General features: G+C 68.5%; 15 protein-coding genes. 10 read left to right on the forward strand and 5 right to left on the reverse strand.

Features of this window, described 5'->3' with window-relative positions:
* Positions 1-34 precede the first annotated feature (34 nt).
* The 4 genes from ODI_RS03155 to ODI_RS03170 are packed head-to-tail and all read left to right on the forward strand — an operon-like array spanning position 35 to position 3,523.
* Positions 35-817 carry an SDR family oxidoreductase gene (locus ODI_RS03155; RefSeq protein ID WP_067755809.1) on the forward strand — a complete coding sequence of 261 codons (783 nt, stop codon included), beginning with the start codon at positions 35-37 and terminating at the stop codon, positions 815-817.
* A gap of 9 nt (positions 818-826) precedes the next feature.
* Entirely contained in the window at positions 827-1,789 is a 963-nt protein-coding gene (locus ODI_RS03160; RefSeq protein WP_067755812.1) for a 3-hydroxyacyl-CoA dehydrogenase, read from the forward strand.
* Positions 1,790-1,812: 23 nt separating this feature from the next.
* Positions 1,813-2,745, forward strand: coding sequence for a BKACE family enzyme (locus ODI_RS03165; RefSeq protein WP_067755814.1), 933 nt, complete (start codon positions 1,813-1,815; stop codon positions 2,743-2,745).
* Complete coding sequence (locus ODI_RS03170) at positions 2,735-3,523, forward strand: SDR family NAD(P)-dependent oxidoreductase (protein ID WP_067755817.1); 789 nt, start codon at positions 2,735-2,737, stop codon at positions 3,521-3,523. Before ODI_RS03165 ends, ODI_RS03170 begins: the two co-directional genes overlap by 11 nt.
* Positions 3,524-3,547: 24 nt before the next feature.
* Here the strand turns inward: ODI_RS03170 and ODI_RS03175 are convergent, their stop codons facing one another.
* Both ODI_RS03175 and ppc read right to left on the reverse strand, forming a co-directional pair.
* Entirely contained in the window at positions 3,548-4,531 is a 984-nt protein-coding gene (locus tag ODI_RS03175; protein WP_098020974.1) for an Lnb N-terminal periplasmic domain-containing protein, read from the reverse strand.
* Positions 4,532-4,552: 21 nt separating this feature from the next.
* Complete coding sequence (ppc, locus tag ODI_RS03180; RefSeq protein ID WP_067755821.1) at positions 4,553-7,414, reverse strand: phosphoenolpyruvate carboxylase; 2,862 nt, start codon at positions 7,412-7,414, stop codon at positions 4,553-4,555.
* 230 nt (positions 7,415-7,644) lie between these two features.
* Between ppc and queC the strand changes: the two genes are divergently transcribed.
* Positions 7,645-8,370: a 7-cyano-7-deazaguanine synthase QueC gene (gene queC / locus ODI_RS03185; protein WP_067755824.1), complete on the forward strand. Its 726-nt coding sequence runs from the start codon at positions 7,645-7,647 to the stop codon at positions 8,368-8,370.
* Between the two features lie 24 nt (positions 8,371-8,394).
* On the opposite strand, the gene ODI_RS03190 is transcribed toward queC, so the two are convergent.
* Positions 8,395-9,429, reverse strand: a complete 1,035-nt coding sequence (locus tag ODI_RS03190; RefSeq protein WP_067755826.1) for an XdhC family protein — start codon at positions 9,427-9,429, stop codon at positions 8,395-8,397.
* 32 nt (positions 9,430-9,461) lie between these two features.
* Entirely contained in the window at positions 9,462-10,688 is a 1,227-nt protein-coding gene (gene argJ / locus ODI_RS03195) for a bifunctional glutamate N-acetyltransferase/amino-acid acetyltransferase ArgJ (RefSeq protein ID WP_067755829.1), read from the reverse strand.
* A gap of 158 nt (positions 10,689-10,846) precedes the next feature.
* Here argJ and ODI_RS03200 point away from each other — a divergent pair, with 158 nt between their 5' ends.
* Positions 10,847-11,293: a DUF1425 domain-containing protein gene (locus ODI_RS03200; protein WP_067755831.1), complete on the forward strand. Its 447-nt coding sequence runs from the start codon at positions 10,847-10,849 to the stop codon at positions 11,291-11,293.
* A gap of 24 nt (positions 11,294-11,317) precedes the next feature.
* Here ODI_RS03200 and ODI_RS03205 read toward each other — a convergent pair whose 3' ends face one another.
* Complete coding sequence (locus tag ODI_RS03205; RefSeq protein ID WP_067755833.1) at positions 11,318-11,809, reverse strand: MarR family winged helix-turn-helix transcriptional regulator; 492 nt, start codon at positions 11,807-11,809, stop codon at positions 11,318-11,320.
* Positions 11,810-12,167: 358 nt separating this feature from the next.
* Between ODI_RS03205 and siaA the strand changes: the two genes are divergently transcribed.
* From siaA to siaD, 4 genes are read left to right on the forward strand one after another with little or no spacing between them, the layout of a single operon-like run.
* Positions 12,168-14,156, forward strand: coding sequence for a biofilm regulation protein phosphatase SiaA (gene siaA / locus ODI_RS03210; RefSeq protein ID WP_098020824.1), 1,989 nt, complete (start codon positions 12,168-12,170; stop codon positions 14,154-14,156).
* Positions 14,157-14,183: 27 nt separating this feature from the next.
* Positions 14,184-14,726 carry a biofilm regulation protein kinase SiaB gene (gene siaB, locus ODI_RS03215; RefSeq protein WP_067755836.1) on the forward strand — a complete coding sequence of 181 codons (543 nt, stop codon included), beginning with the start codon at positions 14,184-14,186 and terminating at the stop codon, positions 14,724-14,726.
* Between the two features lie 23 nt (positions 14,727-14,749).
* Complete coding sequence (gene siaC / locus ODI_RS03220; RefSeq protein WP_067755839.1) at positions 14,750-15,124, forward strand: biofilm regulation phosphoprotein SiaC; 375 nt, start codon at positions 14,750-14,752, stop codon at positions 15,122-15,124.
* The gene (gene siaD, locus ODI_RS03225; RefSeq protein WP_067755843.1) at positions 15,124-15,924 is read left to right on the forward strand and encodes a biofilm regulation diguanylate cyclase SiaD; all 801 of its coding nucleotides are present in this window, start codon (positions 15,124-15,126) and stop codon (positions 15,922-15,924) included. Before siaC ends, siaD begins: the two co-directional genes overlap by 1 nt.
* Positions 15,925-15,927: the final 3 nt, after the last annotated feature.

Below are 15,927 nucleotides of genomic sequence, written 5' to 3' on the forward strand. Positions count from 1 at the left end.
GGCAAGCGCAATTCTTCACGCAAGGAGCAGCATCATGTTTGGTGACAAGACCCTCTCAAGCCGCCGCGTGCTGGTGACGGCGGGCGCCAGCGGCATCGGCCTGGCCATCGCGCGGGCCTTCCGCGGCGCGGGCGCCAAGGTGTTCGTCTGCGACGTGGACGAGGCGGCGCTGGCGGCGGCACGGAAATCCCTGCCGGGGCTGCAGGGCATCAGCGCCGACGTGTCCGACGAGGCCAGCGTGGCCGCGTTGTTCGAGGCTGCGGACGCCTGCCTGGGCGGGCTGGACATCCTGGTCAACAACGCGGGCGTGGCCGGCCCCACGGGCGGGGTCGAGACGCTGTCGCTGGCCGACTGGCGCCGCACGCTGGACGTGAACATCACCGGCCAGTTCCTGTGCGCGAGGCTGGCGGTGCCGCGGCTGCGGCGCGGCGTGAACCCTTCCATCCTCAATCTGTCTTCCGCCGCCGGGCACCTGGGCTTCCCGGGGCGCTCGCCCTATTCGGCCTCCAAGTGGGCGGTGGTGGGCTTCACCAAGTCCCTGGCCATCGAGCTGGGCGCCGATGGCATCCGCGTCAACGCGATCCTGCCCGGCGCCGTGGACGGGCCGCGCATCCGCGCCGTGATCGCGGCCAAGGCCGCGACCACTGGCCTGCCGCTTGAAGCGGTGACGCATGCCTATGAAAGCCAGGCCGCCCTGGGCCGCATGGTGACGGCGGAAGACATCGCGAACATGGCCTTGTTCGCCGTGAGCGACGCGGCCATCAACCTGTCCGGCCAGGAACTGGTGGTGGACGGCCATACGCAGAAACTGAGCTGAGGAGCACGCATGGATACGCAGCAGGACGGCGCCGTTGCCGTGGTGGGAACGGGCCTCATCGGCCAGGGCTGGGCGATCGTGTTCGCCAGGGCCGGCCTGACGGTGCGGCTGTGGGATGGCGACGCCCAGGCCCTGTCGCGCGCCGTGGACCTGATCGCCGCGCAACTGCAGGCGCTGGCGGCGCATGGCCTGGTGCAGGACGTGCCGGCCATCGTGGCGCGCCTGCAGCCTTGCCCGACGCTGGAGGCGGCGCTGGCGGGCGTGGACTATGTCCAGGAAAGCCTGCCCGAGCGCGTCGAGATCAAGCGCGAGATCCACGCGCGCCTGGACGCCGTCGCGCCGCCCGCCGCGATCCTGGCCAGCTCCACGTCCAGCATCCCGGCCTCGGCCTTCACGGAAGACCTGCCGGGGCGGGGACGCTGCGTGATCGCACATCCCGTCAACCCGCCTTACCTGGTGCCGGTCGTGGAGATCTGTGGCGCACCGTGGACCGAGCCAGAGGTGCTGCGGCGCGCCGCGGCGCTGATGGAACGCGTGAAGCAGGCGCCGGTGATCGTGCGCCGCGAACTGGAGGGCTTCGTCCTGAACCGCCTGCAAGGCGCCTTGCTGCGCGAGGCCTTCCGCCTGTACGCGCAGGGCTATGTGGACGCCGAGGGCCTGGACCGCACGATCCGCGACGGCCTGGGCCTGCGCTGGTCCTTCATGGGGCCGTTCGAGACCATCGACCTGAACGCGCCCGAGGGGCTGGCCGATTACTGCGCGCGCTACGGGGGCATGTATGAATCCATCGCCCGCGAGCAGGCCGACAGCGACCCCTGGCCGCCAGCGCTGGTGGCACGCCTGCACGCCGAGCGCCGCGCGGCACTGCCGGCCGCGGAACTGGCCGAGCGGCGCATCTGGCGCGACGAACGATTGATGCGGCTGGCGGCCCTGAAGCAGGGCTTCGCCGCCGACGACGGCAAGACATCCTGATACCCCTCTTTGCGGAGACAGTCATGGCAACGAAGCGAAAAGTCATCATCACCTGCGCCGCCACGGGCGCCATCCACACTCCCAGCATGTCGCCGCACCTGCCGGTGACGGCCGACGAGATCGCCGATGCCGCCATCGGCGCGGCCCAGGCCGGCGCGGCCATCCTGCATCTGCACGCGCGCGATCCCAGGGATGGCCGCCCCACGCAGGATCCGGCCTTCTTCAAGCCTTTCCTGGACAAGATCAAGGCCGCCACCGACGCGGTGGTGAACATCACCACGGGCGGCAGCCCGCACATGACCGTCGAAGAGCGCATGCGCCCGGCCATGACCTACCAGCCCGAGGTCGCCTCGCTGAACATGGGGTCCATGAATTTCGGGCTGTTCCCGATGCTCAAGCGCTTCGACACCTTCGAACACGAGTGGGAGCGCCAGCACCTGGAGAACAGCCGCGACCTGGTCTTCAAGAACACCTACCAGGACATCGAGACGATCCTGAAGCGCGGCACCGACAACGGCACGCGCTTCGAGTTCGAGTGCTACGACATCAGCCACCTGTACAACCTGGCGCACTTCCACGACCGTGGCCTGGTGAAAGGCCCGTTCTTCGTGCAGTCGGTGTTCGGCATCCTGGGCGGCATCGGTCCCAGCCCGGAAGACCTGATGCACATGCGCCGCACCGCCGACCGGCTTTTCGGCGACCAGTACCAATGGTCCATCCTGGGGGCGGGCCGCAACCAGCTGCCGCTGGCCACGATGGGCCTGACCATGGGCTCGCACGTGCGGGTGGGCCTGGAAGATTCCCTGTGGCTGGGGCCGGGCAAGCTGGCCGAATCCAATGCCGCGCAGGTCACGCGCATCCGCACCATCATCGAGGCGCTGGACATGGAGGTGGCCACGCCCGCCGAGGCGCGCCGCATCCTGGACCTGAAGGGCGGAGACAAGGTTGGCTTCTGATCCGGGCTGCGGCACGGGGCCGCTCTTTTCCCTGGCGGGCCAGGTAGCGCTGGTGCTGGGCGCCAGCCGCGGCATCGGCCGCGCCTGCGCGTTCGCGCTGGGACGGCAGGGCGCCCGCGTGCTGGTCAACGGCCGCGATGCAGGCCGGGCGGCCCGCACGGTGCGCGAGCTGGGCGAGGCTGGCATCCGCGCCGAGGCCGTGGTCTTCGACGTGGATGACCTGCAGGGCGCCACCGCCGCCATGGACGCGGCCGAAGCCCGCGTGGGGCCGGTGGACATCCTGTTCGCCAATGCCGGGGTGCAGCATCGCGCGCCGCTGCTGGAATTCGACCTGGCGGATTTCCAGCGCGTGCTGTTCACGAACCTGACCGCGCAATGGGCGCTGGCGCGTCACGCCGCCCGCGGCATGGCGGCGCGCGGGCATGGCCGCATCGTCTTCACCGGGTCCATCACCGCCATCCTGGGCCGTGAGAACGTCACGGCGTATACCGCCGCCAAGGGGGCCTTGCACGCCCTGGTGCGGCAATGGTCGGCGGAGCTGGCCGCGCGTGGCGTCACCGTGAACGCCCTGGCGCCGGGCTACATCCGCACCGACCTGACCCAGGCCTTGCATGGCGATGGCGAGTTCGATGCCTGGCTGCGCCGCCGCACGCCCGCGGGGCGCTGGGGCACGCCGGAAGACCTGGCCAGCGCCATGGTGTTCCTGGCCGCGCGCGAGTCAGGGTTCGTGACGGGGCAGATCCTGGCCGTGGACGGCGGCTTGTCGGCGACCATGTAGCCGCCGGCGGGACGTGGCCGGCGCTCAGTAACCGGGCACGCCCGCGCGGATGCGTTGCGAGAAATCCGGCGCGTCGCCGGCCGCATGCGCGCGGGCATTGATGTGGCCGCGTTCGCGCAGCACATCCAGCGCCACGCCGGGCGCCAGCGCGTCGCGCGCATGGACATAGGCCGGCAGATAGCCCGAGGCCAGCAGCCGCCAGTTCATGGGCAGGCCGTCGACCAGGCGCCGCATCATGCCGTAGACGATGGTGGTGCAGTTCTCGGTCAGCGTGTTGTAGAAGCGCGGTTCGGCCGACAGCCGGTTGGCCTCTTGCACATAGGCCGCGAAGAGCGAGCGCATGACCGGCTGCGGCATCTGCACCTTGTACAGGAACACGCGCTCGTTGCGCACGTTGCTGCGCACCCGCACGATGTCGCGTTCGTCCGCCGCGATGACGCTGGCCTCGAACTGCTTGAAGAAACCGCCCAGCGCCGAGAAGCTTTCGTGGCGCTCCTTGCGGATTTCGACCGAGAACACCACGCGCTCGCCATTCTCGAAGCCGAAGGACACCAGGGTGTGGGCGATGGGCTCGATGGTCCAGTACGACAGGATCATGTCCACGTCGCGCAGCGTGGACAGGTCGTATTGGCGCGTCTCCCAGCGCGGGGTGTAGTCCGTGGCCGTGCGCCAGTCGAAATTGCGCACATCGTGCAGCGTGGCGATGTCGCCGTGGATCTCGCCGGTGGAGGGCCGCGAGACATCGTCCGCCCAGTCGCGCGTGTTCGACGGCTGGATGCCCAGCCACCATGCCGCCAGCAAGGCCAGCAGCAGCACGTGTCCGATGAGCGGCAGCAGGCTGCGCCCCTGCCAGGCCAGCACCAGCAGGGCCAGCATGGCCGCCATCCACAGGCAGGCCATCAGGATGCGCCGGGGCGGCGGGGCCGGGAACTGCACCCACAGCGCCAGCGCGCCCCAGGCTGCCGCCAGCACGGCGAGCAGGGAGGCCAGGACCAGGATCGTGGTCATGGTGCGCGGACGCGTCATGGCTCAGCCCGAATTGCGCAGGCCGGCCGCGATTCCGTTGATGGTCAGGTGGATGGCGCGCTGCATGGGCTTGGGCGTGTCGGCCAGCGCCGTGCCGCGCTTCAGGCCCGCGCGGTGCCGGCGCAGCACTTCCACCTGCAAGGCGTTCAGCGGGTCGATGTAGGCGAAGCGCTCGCGCAGCGAGGCCGCCAGCGCGGGGTTGTCGGCCAGCAGCTCCCGTTGCGTGATCTCCTTGAACACGGCCAGGGTGCGCGCGTGCTCGTCGGCAATGCGGCCGAAGATGCGCTCGCGCAGCGCCTTCTGCGGCACCAGCTCGGCATAGCGCGCCGCAATCGCCAGATCCGTCTTGGCCAGCACCATCTCCATGTTCGACAGCAGCACCCGGAAGAAGGGCCAGGCGCCGGCCATCTCGCGCAGCTGGGCCAGGCGCGCCTTGCGGCTGCCGGGGGCGCCCGGCGCGCCGTCGGCCAGGTAGTCCTGGATGGCCGTGCCCACGCCGTACCAGCCCGTCAGCAGCAGGCGGCATTGCGACCACGAGAAGCCCCAGGGGATGGCGCGCAGGTCCTCGATGCGCTGGCCCCCCTTGCGCGAGGCCGGGCGCGAGCCGATATTCAGGCCCGCGATCTCGTTGATGGGCGTGGCGGCGAAGAAGTACTGCGCGAAGCCGGGGGTGTCGTAGACCAGGGAGCGATAGGCGCGCTGCGCCGCCTCGGACAGGTGCGACACGACGTCGCCATAGCGCGCCATGTAGGCGTCCTCGTCGCTGGCCGCGCGCGAACGCGGCGCCTGGCTGGCTTCCAGCGTGGCCGAGACCAGCAGCTCCAGGTGCCAGCGGCCCACTTCGGCATCCTTGTACTTGCTCTGGATGACCTCGCCCTGCTCGGTCAGGCGGATCTGCCCGGCGACCGTGCCGGGCGGCTGCGCCAGGATGGCATCGAAGCTGGAGCCGCCGCCGCGTCCCACCGTGCCGCCGCGGCCGTGGAAGAGCCGCAGCGCGATGCCGCGTTCGTTGAACACGTCCACCAGCGCGCGTTCGGCCTGGTAAAGCGCCCAGTTCGAGGTCAGGAAGCCGCCGTCCTTGTTGCTGTCCGAATAGCCCAGCATGACTTCCTGCACGCCGCCCTGGGCGCCGCGCACGCGGGCGCGCACCTCGGGCAGGTCCAGGAAGCGGGCCATGATGTCCGGACCGTTCTCCAGGTCGGGAATGGTTTCGAAGAGCGGCACCACCATCAGGCCGCCATCGGGCGCGGGGCTGCCGTCGGCGCCCGGCGCGGGCAGCAGGCCGGTTTCCTTCTGCAGCACCAGCACTTCCAGCAGGTCGCTCAGGGTTTCGGTGTGCGAGACGATGGTCTGGCGCAGGGCGGCCTCGCCGTAGCGGGCGCGGCCCTCGGCGGCGGCGCGCAGCACGGCCATCTCGCGGCGCGTTTCCTCGCTGTATTCGATCCAGGGCGAGGCCAGCGGACGCCCTTGCGCGAGTTCGGCGCGCAGGAGCGCGACGCGTTGGGCTTCGTCCAGGCTGGCGTAGTCCAGCAGCGCGCCCTCGTGCTGGACGCCGGCGCGCTGGAAGAGTTCGGTCAGGGTGCGCTCATGCACATCCGAGCTCTGGCGCAGGTCCAGCGTGGCCAGGTGGAAGCCGAAGACCTCGACGGACTGGCGCAGCGCGTTCAGGCGCAGGCGGGCGACGGGCGCGCCGTGGTGGGCCGCGAGCGACTCGGCCAGCACGGCCAGGTCGGCAGCCAGCTCGGCGGGGGCGGCATAGGCGGGCGCGGGGCGCGTGGGCCGGCGCGCCAGGTCCTGGCCGGTCAACGCCTGCGCCGTGGCGGCGACGCGGTTGTACATGCCCACCAGCGCGCGCCGATAGGGCTCGTCACGGCGGTGCGGCGAATCGTCGCCGCCTGTCTCGCCCAATGCCAGCAGGGCCGGCGATACCTGCGTGAGCCAGCGGGTGGCGGAGAGCTCCTGGCCCAGCGCATGGACTTCCAGCAGGTAATGGTCGAACAGCACGGTGGCCTGGCGCAGCAGGGCGTGCTCCAGCGTCCCGGCATCGACGTTCGGGTTGCCGTCGCGATCGCCGCCGATCCAGCTGCCCATGCGCAGGAAGGGCTGCAGCGGTTCGGGCGCGGCGGCGAAGGGCGAGCGGGGCTCGCCTTCCACCAGCCGCGCCAGATCCGCATACAGCCGCGGGATCACGGGCAGGAAGGTGCTGCGGTAGTAGGACAGCGCGTTCTCGATCTCGTCGGCCACGGTCAGGCGCGACTCGCGCAGCATGCGGGTCTGCCACAAGGTGGTGATGCGGCCCAGCAGCTCCAGGTCGATGTCCTCGCGTTCGGACCCCGTCAGCTCGCCTTCGCGGCGCGCCAGCGCCTGGGCGATCAGGCGGTGCAGGTCCAGCGTGCTCTTGCGTTGCACTTCGGTGGGGTGGGCGGTCAGCACGGGCACCACGCAGGCGTCGGCCAGCAGCTTGCGCAGGCGCGCGCCCGTCACCCCCTGTTCCTTCAGCACCGCCAGGGCGCCGCGCACGCTGCCGCGCGCGGGCGCGGTCTGCGCCAGCGTGTCGGCGCGCTGCTGCTTGTTCTGTTCGTGGTCCTCGGCGATGTTGGCCAGGTGCAGGAAGTAGCTGAAGGCGCGCGCGACGGCGTTCGCGTCTTCGCCGCGCAGCTGGCCCACCTTGTCACGCATGCGGCGCGCGTCGGCCGCGCGGCCTTCGCGCCGGAAGCGCACGGCCGAGCGGCGCAGCGTCTCGATGGTGTCGAAAGCGGGCTTGCCCTCGCATTCCTTGATGACTTCGCCAAGCAGCCGGCCCAGCAGCCGGATGCCGTCGCGCAGGGGTTCATCGGAAGAGGACTGCGGGCGGGGCGTGCGCAAGGCGGGTCTCCAAAGGGCCGGTCAGGCTGATCTTGTCTTGTTTGAACGAGGACGCGGGTTGCTGCGGAAGCGGGATCGCGGGGAAAGTATGGCACTTTTTGGCGGTGGGCCGCCGCGAGACGGAAAGCAGGCCCCTTGGGGGCGGCAAGCCGGCGCCGCGGCAGGGGTTCGACGGGCCTGCCGCCGTAGCGGTACAGTGCGCCTGATCTCATTGCTTCAGGAAGTGCCTCATGTCCGCTCCCTCTCCCGCTGTCCTGTCCGCCGAGCGCCGCGCGCTGGTGCTGTTTTCCGGCGGCCAGGACTCCTCGACCTGCCTGGCCTGGGCCTTGTCGCGCTATGCGCACGTGGAGACGGTGGCTTTCGACTACGGCCAGCGCCATCGCATCGAGCTCGATGCGCGGCTGGAGGTGCTGGCCGGCGTGCGTGCGCAGTTCCCCGAATGGGCTGCCCGCCTGGGCGAGGACCACCTGCTGGACCTGGGCGTGCTGGGCCAGGTGTCGGATACGGCGCTGACCCAGGACCGCGCCATCGAGATGCAGGCCAACGGCCTGCCCAATACCTTCGTGCCTGGCCGCAACCTGCTTTTCCTGACGCTGGCCGCGGCGCTGGGCTACCGCCGTGGCCTGGACGTGCTGGTGGGGGGCATGTGCGAGACGGATTTTTCCGGCTATCCCGACTGCCGCGACGACACCATCAAGGCGCAGCAGGTTGCACTGGGCCTGGGCATGGGCACGCGCGTGCTGATCGAGACGCCGCTGATGTGGCTGGACAAAGCCCAGACCTGGGCGTTGGCCCGCGCGCTGGGCGGCGATGCGCTGGTCGACTTGATCGTCGAGCGCAGCCACACCTGCTACCTGGGCGAGCGCGGCGCGCGCCATGGCTGGGGCTACGGTTGCGGCACGTGTCCGGCCTGCGCGCTGCGCGCGCAGGGATGGCTGAAGTGGCGCCAGGCCTGACCCTGGCCCGGGGCGGCCGCCGGGTCAGCGAGGGGGGCTGACCAGGCAGCCGGAGGCCGTGTTCGCGGCGATTTTCCTGGCGTGCTTGGCGCCCTCGACGCCCAGGATATCGGGCAGCGAGACGTTGTTCTTCGCGGCAATGACTTCGGCCAGGATCGAGATGGCGATTTCGGGGGGCGTCTTGCTGCCGATGTAGATGCCGGCCGGCCCGCGCAGGCGCGCAACCTGGGCCAGCGTCAGGTCGAACGCCAGCAGGCGCTCGCGGCGTGCCTCGTTGTTGCGCCGCGATCCCAGCGCGCCGATGTAGAAAGCCGGGGTGCGCAGCGCTTCCATCAGCGCCAGGTCGTCGAGCTTGGGATCGTGCGTGAGCGTGATGACGGCGCAACGCTCGTCCAGGTTCATGGCCATGACCACGTCATCGGGCATGTCGCGCACGAGCTCGACACCCTGCACGGGCCAGTTGTCTGCGTATTCCTCGCGCGGGTCGCAGACCGTGACGCGGAAATCCAGGCCCAGGGCGGCCTGGCACAGGTATTCCGACAGCTGTCCAGCGCCGATCACCAGCATGCGATAGCGCGGTCCGTGCACCGTGATCAGGTGCTCGCCGTCGAATGCCAGCATGTCCCGGGCGCTGGCGCGGGTGAGCGTGGCGCTGCCGGTTTTCATGTCCAGCGTGCGCTGCACGAGCTCGCCGGCCTGCACGCGCGCCAGCAGGGCGTCGATGCCGCTGGCGGCGGTGAGGGGTTCCATGACGAGCTGGATGGTGCCGCCGCAGGGCAGGCCGAAGCGGTGCGCTTCGTCGGCGCTGACGCCGTAGCGCAACGATTGCGGCAGGCCATCGGTGATGCCCTGGCGGCGCACGCGGTCGATGATGTCGTCCTCGATGCAGCCGCCCGAGACCGAGCCTGTCACGGCGCCGTCCTCGCGCACGACCAGCATGGCGCCTTCGGGCCTGGGCGACGAGCCCCAGGTCTGCACCACCGTGACCAGCAGGGCGCGGCGCCCCTGGGCCAGCCACTGGTTGCTGCGGTGGAGGACTTCGAGGTCGACGCTATCCATGGGGCGCTGCCTGTGTTGCGAGGCCTGGGCGATCAGGAACGGTAGTCGGCGTTGATGCTGACGTACTCGTGCGAGAAGTCGCAGGTGTAGACCGTGTCGGCCACGTGGCCGCGGCCCAGCGCGATGCGCACCAGGATCTCGGCCTGCTTCATGACGCGCTGCCCGTCTTCCTCGCGGTAGTCGGGATTGCGGCCGCCGCCGGTGGCGACCAGCACGTCGTCCAGCCACAGCCGCACGGTGGCGGTGTCGAGGTCGGCGATGCCGGCGTAGCCGACGGCGGCCAGGATGCGGCCCAGGTTGGGGTCCGAGGCGTAGAAGGCGGTCTTGACCAGGGGCGAGTGGGCGACGGCATAGGCCACCTTGAGCGCTTCCTCGGTGTCGGCGGCTTCCTCGACGCGGATGGTCATGAACTTCGTGGCGCCTTCGGCGTCGCGCACGATCTTCTGTGCAAGATCGGTGGCGGCCGCTGCCAGCGCTGCGCGCACGGCGGGAAAGTGGGGGTCCTGGCGGCTTTCGATCGACAGGCCGCTTTTGCCGGTGGCGATGACGATGAACGAATCGTTGGTGGACGTATCGCCGTCGACGGTGATGCGGTTGAAGGACACGTCGGCCAGTTCGCGCGCCAGTTCGGTCAGCAGCGGCTGGGCGATGCCGGCGTCGGTGGCCAGGTAGCCCAGCATGGTGGCCATGTTGGGACGGATCATGCCCGCGCCCTTGCTCACGCCGGTGATGGTGACCGTCTTGCCGTCCAGCGCGTGGCGCGAGGAGTGGATCTTGGGCAGCGTGTCGGTGGTCATGATGCCGTGCGCGGCTTGCACCCAGTTGTCCGGGCCCAGCTTGCCGATGGCGGCGGGCAGGCCGGCCACGATGCGGTCGACCGGAAGCTGCTCGAGGATGACGCCGGTGGAGAAGGGCAGCACCTGGCGGGCGTCGAGCTGCAAGGCCTTGGCCAGCGCGTCGCAGGTGGCGTTGGCCGCGGCCAGGCCTTGCGGACCGGTGCCGGCATTGGCGTTGCCGGTGTTGATGACCAGCGCGCGGATGGGCAGCCCTGCCGACAGGTGGGCTTCGCAGACCTGGACGGGCGCGGCGCGGAAACGGTTGCGGGTGAAGACGCCTGCGACGGTGCTGCCCTCGGCAAGGCGGAATACGGTGAGGTCGCGCCGGTTGGCCTTGCGCACACCGGCTTCGGTGACGCCGATCTCCACGCCCGGAACGGCGAAAACGTCGGAATCGTCAGGAATGTTCAGGTTGACCGCCATGCTGCGTCTCTATGGTTTTGGTGACAGGAAGGAGTGCGTCCTTGATCCCCCATTATGACCAATCCTGGCAGGGCATGCATGTCCGCGGGACGTCATCGTCCACTGCCGGCGATGCCTGTCATGCCGTATCCTGTCGCTTTTCGCGATGTGAGAGCACCATGAATCCACGTTTCGCCAACGTGCGCCGCCAGGTCCCGGTGGCATGCCTGGCCGCCTTGCTGGCCCTGGCCGGATGCAGCTTGCCGCCCCTGTCGGGCGGGAACGGGGCGGGCGTGCCACGCTATGCCGCGACGGCGGAGGTCGCGCAGAAAATCGAGGGCGGGAAAGGCGTGAGCGGCGTGCGCATCCAGCGCTTTGCCACCTCTCAGGCAGCGGGGCTGCTGGTCGTCGAGGCAGCGCTGCAACCCCTGGGCAAGAAGCCCTACGACTTCTATTACCGGTACCGCTGGCTGGACGCCAGCGGCAGCGCTGTGGGAAAGCCGGACACATGGCGTCCGGGTTCGGTGATGGTGTCGGATACGCCCCGGCTGCTGAAAGGCCAGGCGCCCGTGCCCGAGGCCGTGGATTTCCGTCTGGAGCTGGCCAAGGAACGGCCCGAGCCCTGACAGCCGTCCAGGCGCGCCGTCGCGCTACTGATCGGGTGCGACGCGGTTGCGTCGCACGCTCACCTTCAGCAGGCTCAGGCCACGGTACAGCGTCTCGCGGTCCTGGTCGCTCAGGTCGCTGAAGAGACGCTTGATCCACGCTTCGTGCTCTCGCGCCATGACGGCGAAGGCCTTGCGACCTTGCGGCGTCAGGCGCAGGACCGACACGCGGCGGTCGCTGGCGGCGTTGCTGCGGGAGATCAGGCCTTCCTTCTCCAACTGCTGGGTGATGCCCGTGATGTTGCCGTTGGTGACCATCATGCGGCGCGACAATTCCCCCATCTTCAGGCCGTCGGGAACGCGCTCGAGCTGGGCGAGCAGGTCGAAGCGGGGCAGGGTGATGTCGAAGCGTTCCCGCAGCCGGGTGCGCATCTCGGTCTGGACGAGGTTGAAACAGGTCATGATGCGCAGCCAGACGCGCAGGTCATCATGTCCGTCGGGTAGCGGTCGGGTCTCGAGGTCTGGATGATCAGTCATTGTTGCTTTCTGGATAGCGATGAAGTGGCCACTGCCACGCTTGATCGCTGCAAATGTAACCCTGATTGTTCCATTGTGGCGAACTTAATACTGTGTATGCACTCAGTATTTTTCGTCAAGGCGCCGTCATGGGCGGGTGATAAAATCCGCAACCTGCTGCCGCTCGCCGAGAAACGAGTGGCAGTTTTGGCGTCTGGGACCTACTGTTTGCAGGCGTGGCGGCCGTTTCCCGCCATGCGCCCGCCAGATCTTCGCACGTCCTGGCGGCGTGTTTTCCAGGACTTGCGGCATTTCCCTTGCCGGTAAACCGCGCGGCGCGGACTGGCCTTCTACGACCATTTTCCGGAAGTCTGACAACATGGCCCACCTGGGTTTGCGTGGTAAATCGCTGGTGGCGCTGATCCTGGCATGCCTGCTGGCCCTGGTGCCCGCGGGGCTCGCCGGCTGGCTGGCCGTCGACAACGTCAGGGAACATTTTGGCGCGGCCTATGCGCGCAATTTCACGCAGCTGAACCTGCAGCGCATCCTGGGGCCGCTGTCGCGTGAACTGGCGCTGTCGCGCCGCCTGGCGAATTCCGAGTTGACGCACCAGTGGCTGCGCGCCGAAAACGACCCGGCCCGCCGCGCCATGTTCTTTCGCGAAGCCGAAAGCTATCGCCGTGACCTCGCCGACCGCGCCTATTTCCTGGTCAGCGAGTCGTCGGGCAACTATTACTACAACGACGACGAGAAGCCGTTCTCCGACGCCTCGCGCTACACGCTGGAGCGGGCGAACCCGAAGGACAGCTGGTTCTACGTGACCGTCATGGGCGGGTCGGACTACACGCTCAACATCAATACCGACCGCGAACTGGGCTTGACCCGTATCTGGCTCAACGTCCTGATCAAGGATGGCGACACGCCGCTGGGGCTGGCCGGGGCCAGCCTGGACCTGAGCGACTTCCTGTCCGACTTCGTCAATACGGGCGAAGTGGGCGTGACGCCGGTCGTGCTGGATGCCAATGGCGCCATCCAGGCCCATCCCGACAAGACGCGCATCGCGCTGAACTCGGCCATCGGTCCCTCGACCAGCGACAGCCGCCTGTCCGATCTCGTGGATGACAGCGCCGGCAAGGACGCCCTGCATGATGCGATGCTGCGCGCGCGCGCCGAACGCGGATCGGTGCAGGCGCTGAACGTCACCATGGAAGGCCGCCCGCAACTGCTGGCCCTGGCCTTCGTGCCCGAGCTGAACTGGTATGTCCTGACCGCCGTGGACCTGCGCGCGGCCAAGATCCTCGACCGCGACTGGATGCTGCCCACGCTGCTCACCCTCGTCCTGCTGCTGGGTGCGCTGCTGCTTGGCTTCGGCTATCTGGTCGAGCGGCTCGTGCTGTCGCCGCTGCGCCGCCTGCAGCATTCGGCGCGCGCCATTGCCCAGGGGCGCTATGAAGTGTCGCTGCCGAGCCGTGGCAAGGACGAGATCGGCGACCTGACCCGTGCCTTCGGCATGATGGCCGACAAGGTGCGCAGCCATACGGCCGAGCTCGAGTCGAAGGTGCGCGAGCGCACGTCGGCGCTCGAGGCCGCCAACCGCGAGATGGCGGTGGCACAGAAGAAGATTGGCGACTCCATCGACTACGCCAGCCTCATCCAGCAGGCCATCCTGCCGGATCGCCAGCTGACCCAGTCGCTGGGCGTGCGCCACTTCGTGCTGTGGAAGCCGCGTGATGTGGTGGGCGGGGACTTCTATGTGTTCCATGCCGATGGCGCCAACTGCCTGCTGGGCGTGGTGGATTGCGCCGGCCATGGCGTGCCGGGCGCGCTGATGACCATGCTGGCCCGGGCGGCCATCGATGGCGCCATCGCCGAATGCGGCCCGCGCGATCCGGCCGCCATCCTGGCGCGCACCGACCAGACCTTGCGCAGCATGCTGGCCGATGCCCAATTGCCGCGTGCGCTGGCCACGAACCTGGATGCCGGCCTGGTCTACGTCGACCGCGAGGCCAAGGCCTTGCGTTTCGCGGGCGCCAAGATCTCGCTCTATGCCAGCGATGGCGAGCAGGTGCGCGAGTTCAAGGGCGGGCGCCGCGGCCTGTTCGACCGCCGCGAGCCCGAGCTGGACAATATCGCGCTTGACCTGTCGCAAGGCTGGACGTTCTATCTCAGCACCGACGGCTTCCTCGACCAGTCGGGCGGCGACCATGGATTTGGTTTCGGTAACACACGGTTCACGCAAATGCTGAAGGAGTGCGCGAGAATGCCGCTTGCGGAGCAATCCGAGGCATTTGCACAGCGCCTGACGCATTACCAGGGTGAGAACCCCCAGCGCGACGACATTACGATATTGGCTTTCCGATTTGATTGATCGCTTTCCGACAGGATACGACGCACCATGAATGCCCCCGAGCTATACGCGCTGCGCGAGCGGTTCAATAGCGACCGCACGCTGCTCTGCTTCAATGGCCCGATTTCGCGCAGCCTCATTGAAGAAATCGGCAAGGCGCTGAAGAACTACCTGGAGCAGGAACAGGCGCAGCCTCGTGCTGCCACCGACGTGTTCGCGGTCTATATTGAAATGACGCAGAACATCCGCCATTACGCCGTCACGCGAGGCTTTTCCGAGCTGGATTCGGCCGCCACGGTGGTCATCGCCCGCGATGACCTGGGCCGCTACGTGGTGTCGGCAGGCAACAGCGTCGAGCCCGAGGACGGCCAGGCGCTGCTGAAGGCCGTGGAGTCGCTGTCGGGCCTCGACAAGAACGCGCTCAAGGCGCTCTACAAGGAACAACTGCGCAAGCCGCGCGACCAGGAGGCCGCCACCGGCGCCGGCCTGGGTCTCATCGACATCGCGCGCAAGTCCAGCGCACCCCTCAGCGCGACGCTCAGCCACACCATCGGCCAGCGCGCATTCTTCAGTTTGAGCGTGGTCATCTGACCCCGAACTACTTGCCAACGACCATGAACGACCTGAATATTTCCGCCACCCAGTCGACGCCCAGTGTCTCGGCCGATTTCGAGCGGGGCATCCTGCACATGCGGGGCGACTCCTATCCCGAGAACTCCTTCGAGCTGTTCGGTCCCGTGATCCGCTGGGTCGAGGAATACCTGGGCAGCACCGACAAGCCGCTGCGCCTGGAGCTTGAGCTGCTGTACCTGAACACCAGCAGCGTCAAGGCCATGATGGACATCCTCGACCTCGTCGAGGAAGCCTATCGCGCCAAGCGTGACGTGTCGCTGCGCTGGGTCTATGACCAGCAGAACGAGCGCGTCGCCGAACTGGCCGAGGAATTCAAGGAAGATTGTTCCTTTCCGTTCGAGATCACGAGCCGGTAATGAAAACGCACGGAGAGGACCTCGAGGCGCGCATCCAGCGTCTGCTGGCAGACCCCGGTCATGAAGGACATCCGCTGCGTGCGGCGCTGTCCGACCTGTGGGAACAGTCGCAGAGCCAGATGGCACGCATCGAGCGCATCACCTACATCTCGGACGCGTACCAGGCCATGGCGCGCGAACGCGAGATGAGCATCAACGAACGCTTCGAACGCCAGATGAAGCGTATCGGCAAGGTGGCGCGCATCTCCGACCGTTACCAGGAAATGATGCGGGACCTGAACGAGGCGCTGCGCGAGGCCTCGCACCGTGATCCGCTGACCGGGCTCTATAACCGCCGCATGGTGATGGAGCGCCTGCGCGACGAGACCGCGATGGTCGCGGCGGGCGGCGAGAGCTATTGCATCGCCGTGATCGACGTGGACCATTTCAAGAGCGTCAACGATCAGTACGGCCATGAGGTCGGCGACCGCGTCCTGGTCGAGATGGCCCACACGCTGGCCAGCAACATCGAGGGCGATGCGCTGTGCGCGCGGTGGGGCGGCGAGGAGTTCGTGCTGATCCTGCCGCAATCGTCGCTGGATGGCGCACGGCAAGCGGCTGCGCAGGTGCAGGAAGGCCTGCGCCTGGCGCCCCTGACCGTGGCGGGCCACACGCTGAGCCTGACGGTCAGCATCGGCGTGGCGCGCTACCAGCCTGGCGAGAATTTCTCCGCTGCGATTGACCGCGCCGACCGGGCGCTTTACCGTGCCAAGCAGCTGGGCCGCAATCGCATCTACGCCGACGATGGCGTGACGGCCTAGCCG

It is taken from the genome of Orrella dioscoreae (genome assembly GCF_900089455.2).
GTDB lineage: Bacteria > Pseudomonadota > Gammaproteobacteria > Burkholderiales > Burkholderiaceae_B > Orrella > Orrella dioscoreae.